We start from the raw sequence: 16366 nt of genomic DNA, 5'->3' as shown, positions 1-16366 counted from the left end.
CCTGCTCTTACCCGCCGAAGACGTTCGGACCGGGCGGCAACGTCAGCGGCCCAGGTGGCGGCAGCGTCGCCGTCAGCTCGTTGTACCTCGACGCGAAACCCTCGTCGGTCTCGAGGTAGCGCTGTGCGATCTCGCGGTGGAGGGTCTGGATGTCTTCGACGATGCGGTAGTGCTCCTCGAGGATTTCGTGGACGCTGTTCTTGTCCTCGGCGCCCTCGGCCTTGGACCGGTAGCGGGACACCAGGGTTCGAGCCGAACCCAGATCCGGATGTGCCTCACCCAGATCCCACTTCTCGCGCTGGGCAACCTCTCGGGCTGTGCGCTGAAGCTGTTGAATGAGGAGCTTGAATCCCTCGCAGTCGCGGTCGATATAGACGAACTCCTCGGCGTTGACCCGCACCGCATCTGGGGAACCAGCACCGAAGTTCACCGACAACCGGCCCTCCCTAACCTCGGTGATCAAACCCTCCAGCGGCCGCGGCGGCTCGTCACCACTCATCGCTTCCTCCCCTCGAACCACCGTATCTGAATGATTGTTCGATCCCGATCAGGCATCGTCAGGCACATGCGGCACCACCTTCTCCGCCAAGCCACGAGCCAATTCACATGTGTCCATGTGCCCGGTCTTATCCCGCGACGCGGGGTTGTCCATCGAGAACTCCAAGCTCCCACCCTTCATCTCGACATTCAGAGTGCAGCTTGCCCGAGGATCCTTCTCGTCAGCCGTGTTGATGGCGACTGCCCGCCGTCCACCTATCCTGTCCTCCCAGCGGACCGTGAACTCTTTGTTGTCGCGAACCATGTCGACAGTCAAGTTGGTCGTCGTGATGCCAACCGCGTAACCGTCGGGCACTGCCCATCCGCATCCACGCCACTTGATCCCGCGTGACCCGTCGTAGTCGGCGTTCCCATGCTCGGGCGAATCCGCCCGCATGTCCTCTTCTTTGATGATCGACGCCGGAATATCAGTACAGGGATCAAACCCCGACGGCGCCTCCGCCGCTAACGACGGTGTGGTCGACGCAGCCGCCGCCCCCTGCCCCGAAGCCCCTTCCGGCGTAGCCTGCCCATCGGTAGCCGAGGAACACCCCGCAGCAACAAGCACCGCCCCGACCCCGAGCAACCCCACCCGAACAGCCCGTGCAATCACCACAAGATCCTCCGGCGCCAGCATCCACACTTTCGCCGAGACCGGACCGGCTCCCCCGCCCCCTGCGATTACCGCAACCCTACCGGCCTCCATAGCTCCCCGACAACCCGCGGCGACAACCACTATCCCGCACAATTACCGTGCTCTATGAGACCTTGTCATAGGGATGTTTTTCTGGGCAGGCCCACCTGCGCAGTGCGGGTTAATCGAATCACCGCGCTTGAAATGATCTCATTGCTGAATTTCGCGTGTGATCCTTATCATGAATTCCACCGAGTCGTCGACGATCTTATCGGTGATGTCTAGTTTTCCAGTAGCCGTATACGCCAATTCAGCGTGAATCCTCAATGAGCCTATCCAGTCCCCGACACGGACTGATACCTCGATCCTGCGAGGACGTTTATCCAGCAACCAGACATCCGCCGAGTATCCACCCATTCGCTTGAATCCCACCGACTCGAGGAATGATGCCTCCTGACCACCCCCCTCATACACCTGCGCGAAACCATTCTGCGACTCTCTACCGACTATTGAACAGGAACCGAATGTTCCATACGGTGCATTCAGGTTATCCTCTGGCCCGAACTTCACGTTCACCAGACGCAACTCATTTTCGAAAAACTCGAGCAACGGTTTACAAAGGTCCCGCACCGTGCGATCAATCCGCGCAATGCTGCTTGTAGTCGACGTAGCCACACTGGGTTCTGGCGTCAAATCGGAGTTTCCTATACTTGCCCCAGAGCAAGCCGCCAATGCGGGAACCATCGCCCCGACGATGAGATGCTTCAGCAACCTCCTCATTGGGTCACCACATCGGTCTTCACCGACCATTTATTATTCCCGTCAGTCACGGTGCCGTCACTGTACTCTTCACCCGGGTTGACAACTACACCATTATCGACCACCCGATTTGTCACCGCTGGCGGCCACTTATTATTCGGAATTCCATCCTGCACCGAAGTGGCCTGCGCAATTCTATTACCTTCGATCATCTGTTTTTGCGCGGTTTCCGCGACTTTAGTTACATTGTCGAAGATAAAGGTCTCCAATCCTTGAACAACCTCAACCAAGTTGCCGGCCTCGAGGATGGCCAGCGGCCCCTTCTCCGCAATATCGGCCAGAGCTTGCTTTGTATTGTGAACAAGGTCCAGCGTGTTCTTTGCAATCGCGATATACAGATCAAGGGTATCGACCGCGACCTGTTCGAGACTCAGCGCCACTTGTTCGCACAGTTTCGGCATCGCCGTGAATGCCTTTTCTTGAATATCGCGCATGTCACGGTAACGGTCCGCTGCGATACCCTGCCAGTCAGACTTCAACGAAGTCGCCCCGAATGCGTTTCCGGCATGCGTGAACTCACCAGCGATATTACGCCAATCGTCGGCAAAGTTGATGAAGGTAATCGGTACACCGATACCTTTTATAAGCTCGGCAAGCTTGTCGATGATCCTTTTCAGAGACTCGGTGACCTTATCCCGATTCTCCCACATCTCGTCGACCAGTTCTTCGACACCCCAGTGCGCGAAAGGATTCAATCCTGAGCTTATGTGGCCGCCGATTCGAATCCACTTGACCAACTCTCCGTACGAATCGTTGGCTTTCTGCGGAAGTCCATCGATCTCGATCTTGTTGTTCTGAATCGCATCAATATTGGCATTTAGATCTGGTAACGTATTCTCGGGTACCGCCACTACTCCCCCTTAGTCAGTAAAGTCCGCGCAGTGCGTGCTCACCGCGACGGTCTTCCTCTTCGTAAACATTTGCGACGTCTCGAAGAGTCGCCGCGACTTCCCGGCATGCCGCAGCGCCTTCCCGCGCTCGGTCGCCCACATACGTAGGCGTCGGAGAATACTTGTTGTACGATAGAGCGAAAACGCCTGCCTCAATATTCGTGAACTTCACCAGCTCAGTCTTGGAAAGTGCGCTGTCAAGGTGCGACGCTGCCACTTCCCACAAATTGGCGGTAGCCCGCATCTGTTCCAGAGCGGCATAAATTTGATCGGAACTTGGTGTCGCCATCTAGATGATCCTGTCTTCGAACAGTCGCTGACTGTGTCGCGCGAGATTGAATTCGAGATCCTCATCGGAGTACCTGGAGTAATCTTTGGTAGCTCGCAGGTTGGGACGCATAGAACGAATCTGCTCGGCGCACCACAAGATCTGGTCGGCGATATCTTCGGGCATGACCCGCTGTGCCCAGTCTTGCCGGACTGTGATGGATGCCAGACGGACTCTATCGGCGGTGATTACTACGGCCGGCTCACCGTAGATCATTGCGTTGCTGTGTGCCCGATACTCGGCTCTGCCCACCAATGCACTGGTCGTCGCCTGGTACTGTTCCCAGCTATCGGTCTCCAGCAACACCATCAGCATGGTCCTTCTCGGCGGAACCGCGCCGTCAGAGATGGACTGCAATGTCGGAATAGTCCTCGACGTAGCGCATCGTTCTGCTATCCGCTGGGCGATTGCGTTCTGATAGGCACGCATCAACTCGAGCCCGGAATCTTGCGGCTCCACATAGCGACTCCACTGGCGGCTGAGCTCCACGCGGACCGGGAGCAATCCGTTGTCGAGATGCATTGTGACGAAGGAAGACCCGGGCGACATCGCATCACGCGGTGGTTTGGGAGTTGGGTTCGACGCCGGAGTCGGCGCTGCCACCGGAGTTAGCGAAATCGCTGCGGAACCAGGATCTCTGGGCGAGCGGTCGAGTGGTTGGAGCGGCTCTTCATCCCAGAACTCATCTGGATCGTCATAATGATTGTAAAAACCTTGGACTGCCATCACCGGACCTCACGAGAATTGCGGCCGACTAGGCGCCGGACCTCATCGTCTGGAATCTGCATCCATCCCCCGCGCATACCTCTTCGACCGCCCGCTGCCACAACGTCGCACATCACCCTCGCGAGATTAGGGTGATTTGTCAACCTGAGCAGGGCTCGCGGTCGTTGCGCCTCTCGCGACTCCTCGACGTGATGTCGTCGCATCCGGTCAGGATGCGCCCGCGACGCTGGGGTACCGGAACTCGTAATCCATCGCCCACGATCTCCCCGTCGGGCAGCCCCGAGCGACGGATACCAGCACACTCCGGGCGAATCCGTGAATTGCGCTGTAACCGCTGGTGATTCGATCAGCAGGTCCAGAATCGTCGCACGATCACGGGTAGTCAGCAATCAGCCGATTCGCTGATATCCCAACCCACTTGCAACACAACGAATTACACACGATAAGGTCACTGGGTGTCCGTTCAAGGGGATCGGACAAAGCGGAGGGAATTCAAAGAATGAAGTTCGGAAAGATCACTGCTGCCGTTTTCATGGCTGTCACCGCGGTGGGGATTACCGCGGCTACCGCCAATGGTCAGCCCGCTGTGGCGAATGATCCGGCCGTGGTGACTTCGGGGGACGCGACTTCCGGTGTTGTGAGCGGAATCAACTACAACACCACCGTTTCTCCTGCTGACAAGACCATCACCTGGTCGGTCGACAGCGGCAAGTTCGAGCTGACCTCGGATGGTTCTGCCGTGGTGCTGAAGTCGGACTCCGGCGCGACCGTCGATCAGGTGGCGCTGCGTTCGGAGGTCGCCGGGCTGCCGATCACGGTCGACGAGGAGATCAGCGCGGACGGCCGCAGCGTGACGCTGGCCGCCACGATGACGCCCGAGGACAGCGCGAAGCTGAAGGACGTCGCGGAGCTGAAGGACATCAGCTCCTACGACCGGCTCATGGAGCAGGTCAACAAGAACCTGCCCGGCATCGCCATCGGCGCTCTGATCGGCTGCTTCGTCCCGTTCCTGTGGATCATCACCATTCCGGCGGGTGCGGTGATCGGCGGATACGTGATGGGTGGCCAGCCGTTCCTGGACGCGCTGATCGCCTTCGCCACCGGCCAGCCCTGATCTGAGCAGGTAGCACCATAAAGGGGTGCGCAGGCGGAAGTCGCCTGCGCACCCTTTGCGCTTCCAAGGAGGGCTACTCGGCGCTGTCGCGCCCGGCACGGATCTGCGCGGTTATCTCGTGCGCATCGACGCCAAGGCTGCGGTGGCCGGTCATCGTCTCCCATGCATCGTCGTTTCGGCGCGCGCGGAATTCGCGCTCTAGCAATGCTCGCAAGTAGTCCTGCATCGACTGGCCGCGGGCGGCCGCACGCGCGGCGATCGCGTCGTAGACCGGCTCCGGAACGTCGTAGATCTGGATCGACATGGACATGGCGAACAGTGTGCGGGCGAGCACATCGTGCTGGCAACGATGTACAGATACGACAAAAGGCGTTGCACCGGAATAGCTCCGGTGCAACGCCTTTCGGGTTGATCAGCTCAGCGCTGGGCGACCATCGTCGGGGTGATGGGCGCCGGGAGGGCGGTCTCCCCCTCCAGGAACTTGTCCACCGCGGACGCGGCGGCGCGGCCTTCGGCGATGGCCCACACGATCAGCGACTGGCCGCGGCCCATATCGCCGGCGACGTAGACGCCGGGGATGTTGGTGGCCCAGTTCTTGTCGCGCTGGACGTTGCCGCGCTGGTCGTAGCCGACGCCGAGGTCGGTGAGCAGGCCCGGCTTCTCGGGGCCGACGAAGCCCATGGCCAGCAGCACCAGGTCGGCTTCGAGGGTGAAGTCGGTGCCTTCGACCTTCTCGAAACGGCCGTTGACCATCTTGACCTCATGCGCCTCGAGGCCGGTGACCTTGCCGTTCTTGCCGACGAAACGTTCGGTGTTCACCGAGAACACCCGCTCGCCGCCCTCTTCGTGCGCCGAGGACACCCGGTACATGAGCGGGTAGGTCGGCCACGGGGTGGAGCTGGCGCGCTCCTCCGGCGGACGCGGCATGATCTCGAACTGGTGCACGCTTTCGGCGCCCTGACGGTGCGAGGTGCCGAGGCAGTCGGCGCCGGTGTCGCCACCGCCGATGATGACGACCTTCTTGCCGCGCGCGTGGATCGGCGGCAGGCCTTCGGCGTCGGTGACCGGATCGCCGTGCTGTACCCGGTTGGCCCAGGGCAGGAACTCCATCGCCTGGTGGATGCCGTCGAGTTCACGGCCGGGGATCGGCAGGTCACGGGCCTGGGTGGCGCCGCCGGCCAGCACGATCGCGTCGAACCGCTCGCGCAGTTCGTCGGCGGTGATGTCGACACCGACATTCACCCCGGTCTTGAAGATGGTGCCTTCGGCTTCCATCTGCGCCAGGCGGCGGTCGATGAAGCGCTTCTCCATCTTGAATTCCGGGATGCCGTAGCGCAGCAGACCACCGATGCGGTCGGCCCGCTCGAACACGGTCACGGTGTGACCGGCGCGGGTCAGCTGCTGGGCGGCGGCCAGGCCGGCCGGGCCGGAACCGACGACGGCGACCTTCTTACCGGTGAGCCGGGTCGGGTACACCGGGGCGACCCAGCCCTCGTCGAAGGCGTTCTCGATGATCTCGACCTCGACCTGCTTGATGGTCACCGGGTCCTGGTTGATCCCGAGCACGCACGACGCCTCACACGGCGCCGGGCACAACCGCCCGGTGAATTCCGGGAAGTTGTTGGTCGCGTGCAGCCGGTCGATGCCGTCGCGCCAGCGGTCCTTGTAGACCAGGTCGTTCCATTCCGGAATCAGGTTGCCCAGCGGACAACCGTTGTGACAGAACGGAATACCGCAGTCCATGCACCGGCTGGCCTGACGCTGGAGGGTCTGGTGGGAGAAGTTCTCCTCGTAGACCTCTTTCCAGTCCATCAGCCGCAGCGGCACCGGACGCCGCTTGGGCAGCTCACGCGAGGTGTGCTTCAAAAATCCCTGCGCGTCACCCACGAGCAGCCTCCATAATTGCCTCGTCCACGTCCTTGCCGCTCTTCTCAGCCTCGGAGATAGCGAGCAGCACCTTCTTGTATTCGCGTGGCATAACCTTCACAAAGTGGTTCACCTGCTGCGACCAGTCACTCAGAATGCGTTCGGCCACAGCCGATCCGGTCTGATCGCGGTGCTGCGTGATGATGTCGCGCAGCCAGGTGAAGTCGTCGCCGGACAGCGGCTCGATCGCATCGGCCTGGTCCGGGTTCACCTTCGCTTCGAAGGTGCCGTTCGGGTTGTAGACGAACGCCACACCACCCGACATGCCGGCGCCGAAGTTGCGGCCGGTCTCACCGAGGATGACGACCTTACCGCCGGTCATGTACTCACAACCGTGGTCGCCGACGCCCTCGACCACCGCGGTGGCACCCGAGTTGCGCACCGCGAACCGCTCACCGACGATGCCGTTGATGAACGCCTGGCCGCTGGTGGCGCCGAACAGGATCACGTTGCCCGCGATGATGTTCTCCTCGGCCACGAACTCCGGCGGCGCGGTGGGCGCAGGGCGGACCACGATGTGGCCGCCGGACAGGCCCTTGCCGACGTAGTCGTTGGCATCGCCCTGCACCCGCAGGGTGATACCGGCCGGGACGAACGCGCCGAAGCTGTTGCCCGCCGAACCGGTGAAGGTGATGTCGATGGTGTCGTCGGGCAGGCCGGCGCCACCGTAGAGCTTGGTCACCTCGTGGCCGAGCATGGTGCCGACCGTCCGGTTGACGTTGGTGATCTTGGTTTCGAACTTGACCGGCTTGCCGCGCTCGAGCGCATCGGCCGACTGGGCGATGAGCTCGTTGTCCAGCGCCTTGTCCAGCCCGTGGTCCTGGGTCTTGGTGCAGCGGCGGTCCTGGTACATGAACGCGGTCTCGACGTCGTCGAGGATCGGCGACAGGTCCAGCTTGCTGGCCTTCCAGTGCTGCTTGGCCTTGCTGGTGTCGAGCAGGTCGACCCGGCCGATGGCCTCGTCCAGGGTGCGGAAGCCCAGCGAGGCGAGCAGTTCGCGCACTTCTTCGGCGATGAACATGAAGAAGTTCTCGACGAATTCGGGCTTACCGGTGAAGCGCTGACGCAGGATCGGGTTCTGCGTGGCCACACCGACGGGGCAGGTGTCGAGGTGGCACACCCGCATCATGATGCAGCCGGAGACCACCAGCGGCGCGGTGGCGAAGCCGTACTCCTCGGCGCCGAGCAGCGCGGCGATCATCACGTCGCGGCCGGTCTTCATCTGGCCGTCGACCTGCACCACGATGCGGTCGCGCAGACCGTTGAGCAGCAGCGTCTGCTGGGTCTCGGCCAGGCCGAGCTCCCAGGGACCGCCCGCGTGCTTGAGCGAGGTCAGCGGCGAGGCACCGGTACCACCGTCGTGGCCGGAGATCAGCACCACGTCGGCGTGCGCCTTGGACACACCCGCGGCGACGGTGCCGACGCCAGGCTCCGCGACGAGTTTCACGTGAATCCGCGCCTGCGGGTTCGCGTTCTTCAGGTCGTGGATCAGCTGGGCCAGATCCTCGATCGAGTAGATGTCGTGGTGCGGCGGCGGCGAGATCAAGCCGACGCCCGGCGTCGAATGCCGCACCTCGGCGACCCACGGGTACACCTTGTGCGCGGGCAGCTGACCGCCCTCACCGGGCTTGGCACCCTGGGCCATCTTGATCTGGATGTCGGTGCAGTTGCTCAGGTAGTGCGCGGTGACACCGAAGCGACCCGAGGCGACCTGCTTGATCGCGCTGCGGCGCCAGTCGCCGTTCTCCTCCACCTCGAAGCGAGCCGGATGCTCGCCGCCCTCACCGGAGTTGGAGCGGCCACCGAGCCGGTTCATCGCGATGGCGAGGGTCTCGTGCGATTCGGCGGAGATGGAGCCGTAGCTCATCGCGCCGGTGGAGAACCGCTTGACGATCTCGCTGGCCGGCTCGACCTCGTCGATCGAGATCGGCGCGCGCTCACCGGACTTGAACTTGAACAGGCCGCGCAGCGAGGCCAGCCGCTCGGACTGGTCGTCGACCAGCTTGGTGTACTCCTTGAAGATCGAGTACTGCCCGGTGCGGGTGGAGTGCTGCAGCTTGAACACGGTGTCCGGGTTGAACAGGTGGTACTCACCCTCGCGCCGCCACTGGTACTCACCGCCCACCTCGAGCTCGCGGTGCGCGCGCTCGGTGCGGTTCTCCAGGAACGCGATCCGGTGCCGGGCCGCGACCTCGTCGGCGATGTCGTCGAGGCCGATACCGCCCAGGTGCGAGCGCAGCCCGGTGAAGTACTCGTCGACCAGACCCTGGTCCAGGCCGATGACCTGGAACAGCTGGGCGCCGTTGTAGGAGGCCAGGGTGGAGATGCCCATCTTGGACATCACCTTCAGCACACCCTTGCTGGCGGCCTTGTTGTAGTTGGCCACGGCCTTGCGGAAATCGGCGGCGTGATCGCCGGTGCTGCCGGGCACCTCGAGGGCGCCGCGCTCGAGCATGTCCTCGATGGACTCGAAGGCCATGTACGGGTTGATGGCCGCCGCGCCGAAGCCGACGAGCATCGCCATGTGATGCACCTCGCGGGCGTCACCGGCCTCCACGACCAGCCCGACCATGGTGCGGGTGCGCTCGCGGACCAGGTGGTGATGCACCGAGGAGGTGAGCAGCAGCGACGGGATCGGCGCCAGCTTCTCGTTGGACTCGCGGTCGGACAGCACGATGATGCGCGCGCCGCCGTCGATCGCGGCCGAGACCTGGGTGTTGATGGCGGCCAGCGCCTTGCGCAGCCCCTCGCCGCCCTCGGCGACCGGGTACAGACCGCGCACGACCACCGAACGCAGGTCGGGGTGCGAGCCGTCGTCGTTGATGTGCACGAGCTTGGCCAGCTCGTCGTTGTCCAGGATCGGCTGCTCGATGGCGATCTGCTTACAGGAATCCGGACCCGGATGCAGCAGGTCGGCCTCGGGACCGATGTTGCGCTTGAGGCTGGTGACGACCTCTTCCCGGATCGCGTCCAGCGGCGGGTTGGTGACCTGCGCGAACAGCTGGGAGAAGTAGTCGAACAGCAGCCGCGACCGGCTCGACAGCACCGCGATCGGGGTGTCGGTGCCCATCGAACCGAGCGCCTCACCACCGGTCTTGGCCATCGGCGCGATCAGCAGGTTCAGTTCCTCGGTGGTGTAGCCGAAGATCTGCTGCCGGATCAGCACCCGGTCGTGCGACATGTGCACGTGCGGGCGGTCGGGCAGATCGGCCAGCCGGCTCACGCCCGCGTCCAGCCACTCCTGGTACGGGTGCTCGGAGGCGAGCTGATCCTTGAGCTCGTCGTCGCCGACGATGCGGCCCTGGGCGGTGTCGACCAGGAACATGCGGCCCGGCTGCAGGCGGACCTTCTTGATCACCTTGGCCGGATCGATGTCGAGCACGCCGACCTCGGAGGCCATGACGACCAGGCCGTCGTCGGTGACCCAGATGCGGCTGGGGCGCAGGCCGTTGCGGTCGAGCACCGCACCGATGACAGTGCCGTCGGAGAAACACACCGAGGCCGGGCCGTCCCACGGCTCCATCAGCATCGAGTGGTACTCGTAGAAGGCGCGCCGCTTGGCGTCCATGGTCTCGTTGCGTTCCCAGGCCTCGGGAATCATCATCAGGACCGCGTGCGGCAGGCTGCGCCCACCCAGGTGCAGCAGTTCGAGCACCTCGTCGAAGCGGGCGGTGTCGCTGGCGCCGGGGGTGCAGACCGGGAAGATCTTCTCCAGCCGGTTCTTGCCCGCGGAGTCGGTACCGAAGACGTCGGAGCGCAGCAGCGCCTCACGCGCGCGCATCCAGTTCTCGTTACCGCTGACGGTGTTGATCTCACCGTTGTGGGCGACCCGGCGGAACGGGTGCGCCAGCGGCCAGGACGGGAAGGTGTTGGTGGAAAAGCGCGAGTGCACGATGCCCAGCGCCGACTCCACCCGGTCGTCCTGCAGGTCGAGGTAGAACGCCCGCAGCTGCGGGGTGGTGAACATGCCCTTGTAGACGAAGGTCTGGCCGGACAGGCTCGGGAAGTACACCGACTCGCGGCCGACCGCGCCCTCACCGGCGCCGGCCTTGCCGAGCTCGCGCTCGACCCGCTTGCGGATGACGTAGGCGCGCCGCTCCAGGTCCATCCCGGACAGCTGCTCGCCGCCGGCGGGGGAACCGATGAAGATCTGGCGGAAGGTCGGCATGGCATCGCGCGAGAGCGCGCCGAGCGAGGACTCGTCGATCGGGACCTCACGCCAGCCGAGGACGGCAAGGCCCTCTTCCTTGACGATCTTGTCCACGCCGTACGCGGCGACGGCGGCTTCGCGGCGGGCCTGCGGCAGGAAGGCGATACCGGTGGCGTAGGAGCCCTCCGGCGGCAGCTCGAAGTCGACCACGGCACGGAAGAACCGGTCCGGCACCTGGATCAGGATGCCTGCGCCGTCACCACTGTTGGGCTCGGCGCCCGCGGCACCACGGTGCTCCAGGTTCAACAAGGCGGTGATGGCCTTGTCGACGATGTCACGGCTGCGGCGGCCGTGCATGTCCACGACGAATGCGACGCCACACGCGTCGTGCTCGTTCGCCGGGTCGTAGAGACCGATGGGTCCAGGTGACCTGTGGCCAGGAAGTTGCGTCATGCCTCTGCCTTCAAGAAAGTCGGCCCTCGATTCGGGCGGCCGTCGAAGACGGCCTGTCGAACGCCTCCGTCAAGACTGCGCCGGTACCTTCGGGAAGCCAGCCGCGCTGATGGTTCCCGGTATCCGATTCGCGGCACTCGCCGCTGGGTGCAGTCACGTCTCTAGTTGTCCACCCGCTCCTGTTATGCAGTAGGGGTGCTCGGTGGTAACGGAACGCTTACGTGTTCCTTACCGCCGCGCGGGGTTGTGCCCGCTACCCTCGGCACCGGATCAGGGTGTCCGTGCGGGCGCTCGGGTACCGAACGTTCTGTGTCCGGCGTAAGAGCAAACGATAAGTCAGGACCTGAGCCCAACCAACTTAGGTTCGGCTAATAACCAGGTCTAGCTGGGCTTCTCCATTCAGGTCCTCCACGTGTGCGCGTCGTCCAGTGTAAAGCAGCATCCGGGCACTGATCGATCCCGTTCCGCGCAGGTCGGAGGGGTTGTCAGGGGGCTTCCCGGTGGATGAGCGAACGCCCCGTTGCGCTCGAACACCCGCTTTCACCTGCATCGAAGCAGATTTCCCCGCGCCGGAGCCGGGCAAACCAATCGTGGTGCGGCTAACCGGCTCGGCGGCCGGTGAGATATTTCCGACAGGGTTGTGACGAGCACAGAACATGATCCGACCGTCCGGGCTGTTTTGTCCGATGTGCGCTTCAGCACACTTGTAGCTAACCGGGCGGGAGTGGTTTTCGACACACCCGGGCGCGCGATACCGCACCGGCGGGCGGGATCCGGATCCCGTTGCGGCAGCGCGGTCTTCGGCACAGGGGCCACTACCTGCGGCATCGAATCCGTCCGGTGCCGCGGGTCAGGACCCGGACGGCACCGGACGACCGCCCCCGGCCTGTTTGTGAGGCTGACCACATCACCGGCTCCACGCTCGGTGGATCGGCAGATCGCCTGTCACGCTGTGACAACGAATCCGTGACACTTTCGCCACGCGCGGGCGCCCGCCAGAGCAGGCGCGGACCGCCCCGGCGCACGAGATCGGGGCCGAGCGCGACAAGGACTCGGACGTAGAGGATGTGGGAATCCCATGACCGTCATCGGCATGCTCACCTGGCTCGGCGGGGATCGGTCCGGCGCCCGGCCTGATATCGAAAACAACCCGGAACGCAGTGCCTACGCGCTGACCGGAGCCGCCGTCGTGCTGTTCGCCGTGGTGGCCGGAGTCGTCGCAGCGGTGGCCGGGGCGGCTGCGGGCTGGTCTGTGGCCGGCGTGGTCGCGGCGGCGGTGGTCGTCGCGGTCCTGGCGGGGACGGTCGGCAAGGCGCTGGCCACGGTCGACCCGGAATCGGTGCTGCGGCGCGAGGGCGCGATCGCCGACCGGCGCGGCTCGATCGGGCGGGTGGCCGTCGCGGCGGTGACCGGGGTGCTGCTGGCCGAACTCGCCTCGACGCTGTTGTTCGGCGGCACCGTCGACCGGATGCTGGACGAACGCGGCGCGGCCTCGGCGGCGTCGGTCCCGGCGGTGCGCGATGCCCGCGCCGATCTGGACCGGGCCCGCGACGACCGCACGCGGCTGGACCAGACGATCGCGCAGGCCCAGGCCGATATCGACAAGGCCCTGATCACCGCGCGCTGCGAATACAACCCGACGCCGGAATGCCCGCAGACCCGGATCACCGGGGTGCCCGGACGCGGGCCGGAATCACAGACCGCCGACGACATGCTGGCCGACGCCCGCGACCGGCATGCCGCCGCGCTGGCCCGGATCGCGCCGCTGGACCAGGCCGTCACCGACGCGCGGGTGCGCGTGGACGACGCCGAAGCCACCGCCCTCGCCGACGCCGACCGTGGGTTGGGCGCGCGCTGGGTCGCCATGCACGACTACACCACCGGCCATCTCGGGCCGCTGCTGCTGCGACTGCTCACGATCATCGCGTTCGTGCTGCTCGCGCTGCTGCCACTGCTGCTGCGGCGCTGGCGCGGGGAGACCGCACAGGACCGGCGGCTGGCCGCCGACACCATCCGCGACCGGGCCGAACGGACCGCCGACGCCGCCATCGCGGTAAAGCGGGCCGAGGTGCGCACCGAGGCCGAACTGCTGCGCGCCGACCAGCAGCTCACCGCCGCCCGGCTGGCCGTGGAAGCCGATACCGCCATCGACCGGGAACGCCAGCGCACCCGCGTCATCGCCGCCATCGGCGGCCTGGAAATCGGCATCACCGAACCCTCGCGCCGGGCCGTCGGCGCGGGCGCGACCGCCGAACTACCGGCCGGAGCCCCGGCCGCCGACCGAAAGGACCCCACCGTGTCGCACGACGGGATCGCCCCGACGAACCTGCCCGCCCCGGTCGGCGCGAACGCCATCGCCCCGGCGCCGGGCGCGCTCGCGGTGCCGGCCAAGGCTCCGGCGAAGGCCGAACCCGCGGGCGAGCGTGGCGGATTGGAGCTGCCGCTGATCGGTCAGGTGCCGTTCACCGACACCGCCGCTCGCTGGATCCGCCCGCTGGTCCCCTCCTTCGTGGCCAATGCCATCGACACCGCGACCCATCCGCTGCGCACCGCCCGGCAGGCGTTCGAAGAGGTCGAGGAGATCACCTTCACGCTGCGCCGCACCCGCAAGGTGACGGTGGATTCCGAGGATTCGGCCGCCCAAGCCGCCCCGCAACTGGGCTACCAGGTGCCGCCCGGTTATCAGCTGACGCCGGGCACCCCGGAGTACTGGCACGCCCAGCGCATCGCCGCCGCGGCCGTCGACCCGCAGGTCCCGCACTACTACCCCACCACCGACCCGCGCTACTCCACCGATCCGCGCTACTCGGCCCTGCCCCAGGCCTCGGCCACCGGCTACGGCCTGCCGCACGCCGCGCACGACGAACTGCCCGGCCGTCAGACGCCTGAGTTGCCCGGATCTTCGGGGCCGCGCGAACTCCCGCCGGGACGCTAGTCGTCGAATGCCGAACCGAGTCGGCCCGTGACCGGCCGGGGTCGCCGCCGGGTTGCATCGGGGAAGTCCGGTCGAACTCACAACGGGCGGGTGGCGCGGCTGTCCGGTCTCACCGGCGATGACGTCGCCGGACCCGGCGGGCGGGCGCGGGCGCATACGCTGCCACTTGTGCCCGACAGTGAACTCACCCCGGAAGCCTTCGGTTCCAAGCCGTGGGGCTCACGGCTGCTGGGGCCCGCCGATGAGAAGTCGGGAATTCGGCGGGTGCGGATTCAGCTGCTGCTGACCATTCCGTTGATCGGGGCCAATCTGATCGGGATCGCGGTGGCGATCGTGCTGATCGGGTTCGTGCTGCCGGGGCCGACCATCTTCACGCTGCGGCTGCTGCCGCTCAACGCGATCGCCGCGCCGCCGTACGCGACGCTGGCGGTGGTGGTGGGGCTGCTGTGGGGGACGGTGGCGGGGCTGCGGACATTGCGGTGGGCGATCGACCCCGACCATGTGCCCACCGAGGCCGAACAGCGCGCGGCGGTGCGGGTGCCGCGCAGGCTGGTGTGGCAGCAGGCGTGGTTGTGGTTCGGCGGCGCGGTGGTGCTGAGCCTGGTCTACGGGCTCGCCGATCCGGCGTTGATCCCGAAGATCGTGCTGGGCATCGGTTTCAGCGCGATCGTGGTGTGCGCCAACAGCTATCTGATCGCGGAGTTCGCGCTGCGCACGGTGACCGCGCGGGTACTCGACGCCTCGCCCGGACGGGTCGTCCACAGCATCGGCGTGTTCGGGCGGACCATGCTGATGTGGCTGCTGGGTTCGGCCGTGCCGGTGGCGCTGTCGATGGTGGTGGCGCTGCTGTCGCTGACCGGATTCGACGTCAGCACCGAACGCATGGCGGTCTGCGTGCTGACCCTGGGCGGCGCGACCCTGGTCTTCGGGATGCTGTTGATGATGCAGGCCTCGGCCGCGACCGTGGCGCCGATCCGCGGGGTGCGCCGGGCGCTGCGCCAGGTGGAGGGCGGCGACCTGAACGTCGCGGTCACCGTCTACGACGGCACCGAACTGGGTGAGCTGCAAAGCGGTTTCAACCGGATGGTGCACGGGCTGCGCGAACGCGAGCAGATCCGCGACCTGTTCGGCAGGCACGTCGGCCGCGAGGTGGCGGTCGCCGCGATCGGCAGCAACCCGCAACTGGGCGGGCAGGAATGCGAGGCGGCGGCGCTGTTCATCGACATCATCGGCTCCACCACGCTCACCGCGACCCGCCCCGCCACCGAGATCGTCGCCATCCTCAACGAGTTCTTCGCCATCGTGGTCGACGAGGTGGAGCGCCAGGGCGGGCTGGTCAACAAGTTCGAAGGCGATGCGGCGCTGGCCATTTTCGGTGCGCCCGCCCCGCTGCCCGATGCGGCGGGCGCGGCGCTGGCCTGTGCCCGCGCCATCCGGGCCCGCCTCGACGCGCGCACCTCCGATTTCTCCGCCGCCATCGGCGTGGCCGCCGGACGGGTGGTGGCCGGCAATGTGGGCGCGCATCAGCGTTACGAGTTCACCGTCATCGGTGATGCGGTTAACGAGGCCGCCCGGCTGTGTGAACTCGCCAAACAGGATGCGGGCCTGCTGCTGAGTTCCGCGAGCACCGTCGCCGCCGCCGACGCCGAGGAAGCGGCGCAGTGGAAGCTGGGCGAGCAGGTGACCCTGCGCGGGCGGACCCAGCGCACGGAACTCGCCCGGCCGCGGGTGAAGTGAGCGCGCCGAGAGCCGACTGCACGCTCCACCGGACGTGCCACTCGGTCGTGCGTCTCTCATGGCGACCGGCGCTCAGCCGTCCAGGCGCACCGCCCAGACGACCGAGCGCCACTCGAC

12 protein-coding genes are annotated in these 16366 nt (G+C 65.6%); 3 read left to right on the top strand and 9 right to left on the bottom strand.

Annotated elements, in window-relative coordinates:
- Positions 1-7: 7 nt before the first annotated feature.
- The 6 genes from NOCYR_RS00280 to NOCYR_RS00260 all read right to left on the bottom strand — a co-directional run bounded on the left by NOCYR_RS00280 (position 8) and on the right by NOCYR_RS00260 (position 3934).
- Positions 8-499 (bottom strand): hypothetical protein, encoded by a 492-nt coding sequence (locus tag NOCYR_RS00280; protein ID WP_014348357.1) that lies wholly within the window; start codon positions 497-499, stop codon positions 8-10.
- A gap of 48 nt (positions 500-547) precedes the next feature.
- A complete protein-coding gene (locus NOCYR_RS00275) occupies positions 548-1174 on the bottom strand; it encodes a DUF3558 domain-containing protein (RefSeq protein ID WP_148280486.1) in 627 nt (208 codons plus the stop codon).
- Positions 1175-1381: 207 nt separating this feature from the next.
- Positions 1382-1747 carry a hypothetical protein gene (locus NOCYR_RS00270; protein WP_148280485.1) on the bottom strand — a complete coding sequence of 122 codons (366 nt, stop codon included), beginning with the start codon at positions 1745-1747 and terminating at the stop codon, positions 1382-1384.
- 200 nt (positions 1748-1947) lie between these two features.
- A complete protein-coding gene (locus tag NOCYR_RS00265) occupies positions 1948-2841 on the bottom strand; it encodes a hypothetical protein (RefSeq protein WP_014348354.1) in 894 nt (297 codons plus the stop codon).
- A gap of 13 nt (positions 2842-2854) precedes the next feature.
- Entirely contained in the window at positions 2855-3169 is a 315-nt protein-coding gene (locus NOCYR_RS30095; RefSeq protein ID WP_014348353.1) for a hypothetical protein, read from the bottom strand.
- Positions 3170-3934 (bottom strand): hypothetical protein, encoded by a 765-nt coding sequence (locus NOCYR_RS00260; protein ID WP_148280484.1) that lies wholly within the window; start codon positions 3932-3934, stop codon positions 3170-3172. It lies immediately after the preceding gene.
- A 418-nt stretch (positions 3935-4352) separates the two neighbouring features.
- On the opposite strand from NOCYR_RS00260, the gene NOCYR_RS00255 reads away from it, so the two are divergent.
- Positions 4353-5048 (top strand): hypothetical protein, encoded by a 696-nt coding sequence (locus tag NOCYR_RS00255; protein ID WP_231856006.1) that lies wholly within the window; start codon positions 4353-4355, stop codon positions 5046-5048.
- 73 nt (positions 5049-5121) lie between these two features.
- On the opposite strand, the gene NOCYR_RS00250 is transcribed toward NOCYR_RS00255, so the two are convergent.
- The 3 genes from NOCYR_RS00250 to gltB form a co-directional block, all read right to left on the bottom strand.
- The gene (locus NOCYR_RS00250) at positions 5122-5358 is read right to left on the bottom strand and encodes a FitA-like ribbon-helix-helix domain-containing protein (RefSeq protein ID WP_048833813.1); all 237 of its coding nucleotides are present in this window, start codon (positions 5356-5358) and stop codon (positions 5122-5124) included.
- 107 nt (positions 5359-5465) lie between these two features.
- Positions 5466-6935 (bottom strand): glutamate synthase subunit beta, encoded by a 1470-nt coding sequence (locus NOCYR_RS00245; protein WP_014348349.1) that lies wholly within the window; start codon positions 6933-6935, stop codon positions 5466-5468.
- Positions 6928-11577: a glutamate synthase large subunit gene (gltB, locus tag NOCYR_RS00240; protein ID WP_048832469.1), complete on the bottom strand. Its 4650-nt coding sequence runs from the start codon at positions 11575-11577 to the stop codon at positions 6928-6930. Before gltB ends, NOCYR_RS00245 begins: the two co-directional genes overlap by 8 nt.
- A 1078-nt stretch (positions 11578-12655) precedes the next feature.
- Between gltB and NOCYR_RS00235 the strand changes: the two genes are divergently transcribed.
- Positions 12656-14512 (top strand): DUF4407 domain-containing protein, encoded by a 1857-nt coding sequence (locus tag NOCYR_RS00235; protein ID WP_014348347.1) that lies wholly within the window; start codon positions 12656-12658, stop codon positions 14510-14512.
- 168 nt (positions 14513-14680) lie between these two features.
- Positions 14681-16249: an adenylate/guanylate cyclase domain-containing protein gene (locus NOCYR_RS00230; RefSeq protein WP_048833812.1), complete on the top strand. Its 1569-nt coding sequence runs from the start codon at positions 14681-14683 to the stop codon at positions 16247-16249.
- Positions 16250-16366: the final 117 nt, after the last annotated feature.

It is taken from the genome of Nocardia cyriacigeorgica GUH-2 (assembly GCF_000284035.1).
Classification (GTDB): Bacteria; Actinomycetota; Actinomycetes; order Mycobacteriales; family Mycobacteriaceae; genus Nocardia; species Nocardia cyriacigeorgica_B.
Note: the sequence above shows the minus strand (reverse complement) of the source record. Positions and strands in the feature narration are given on the sequence as shown.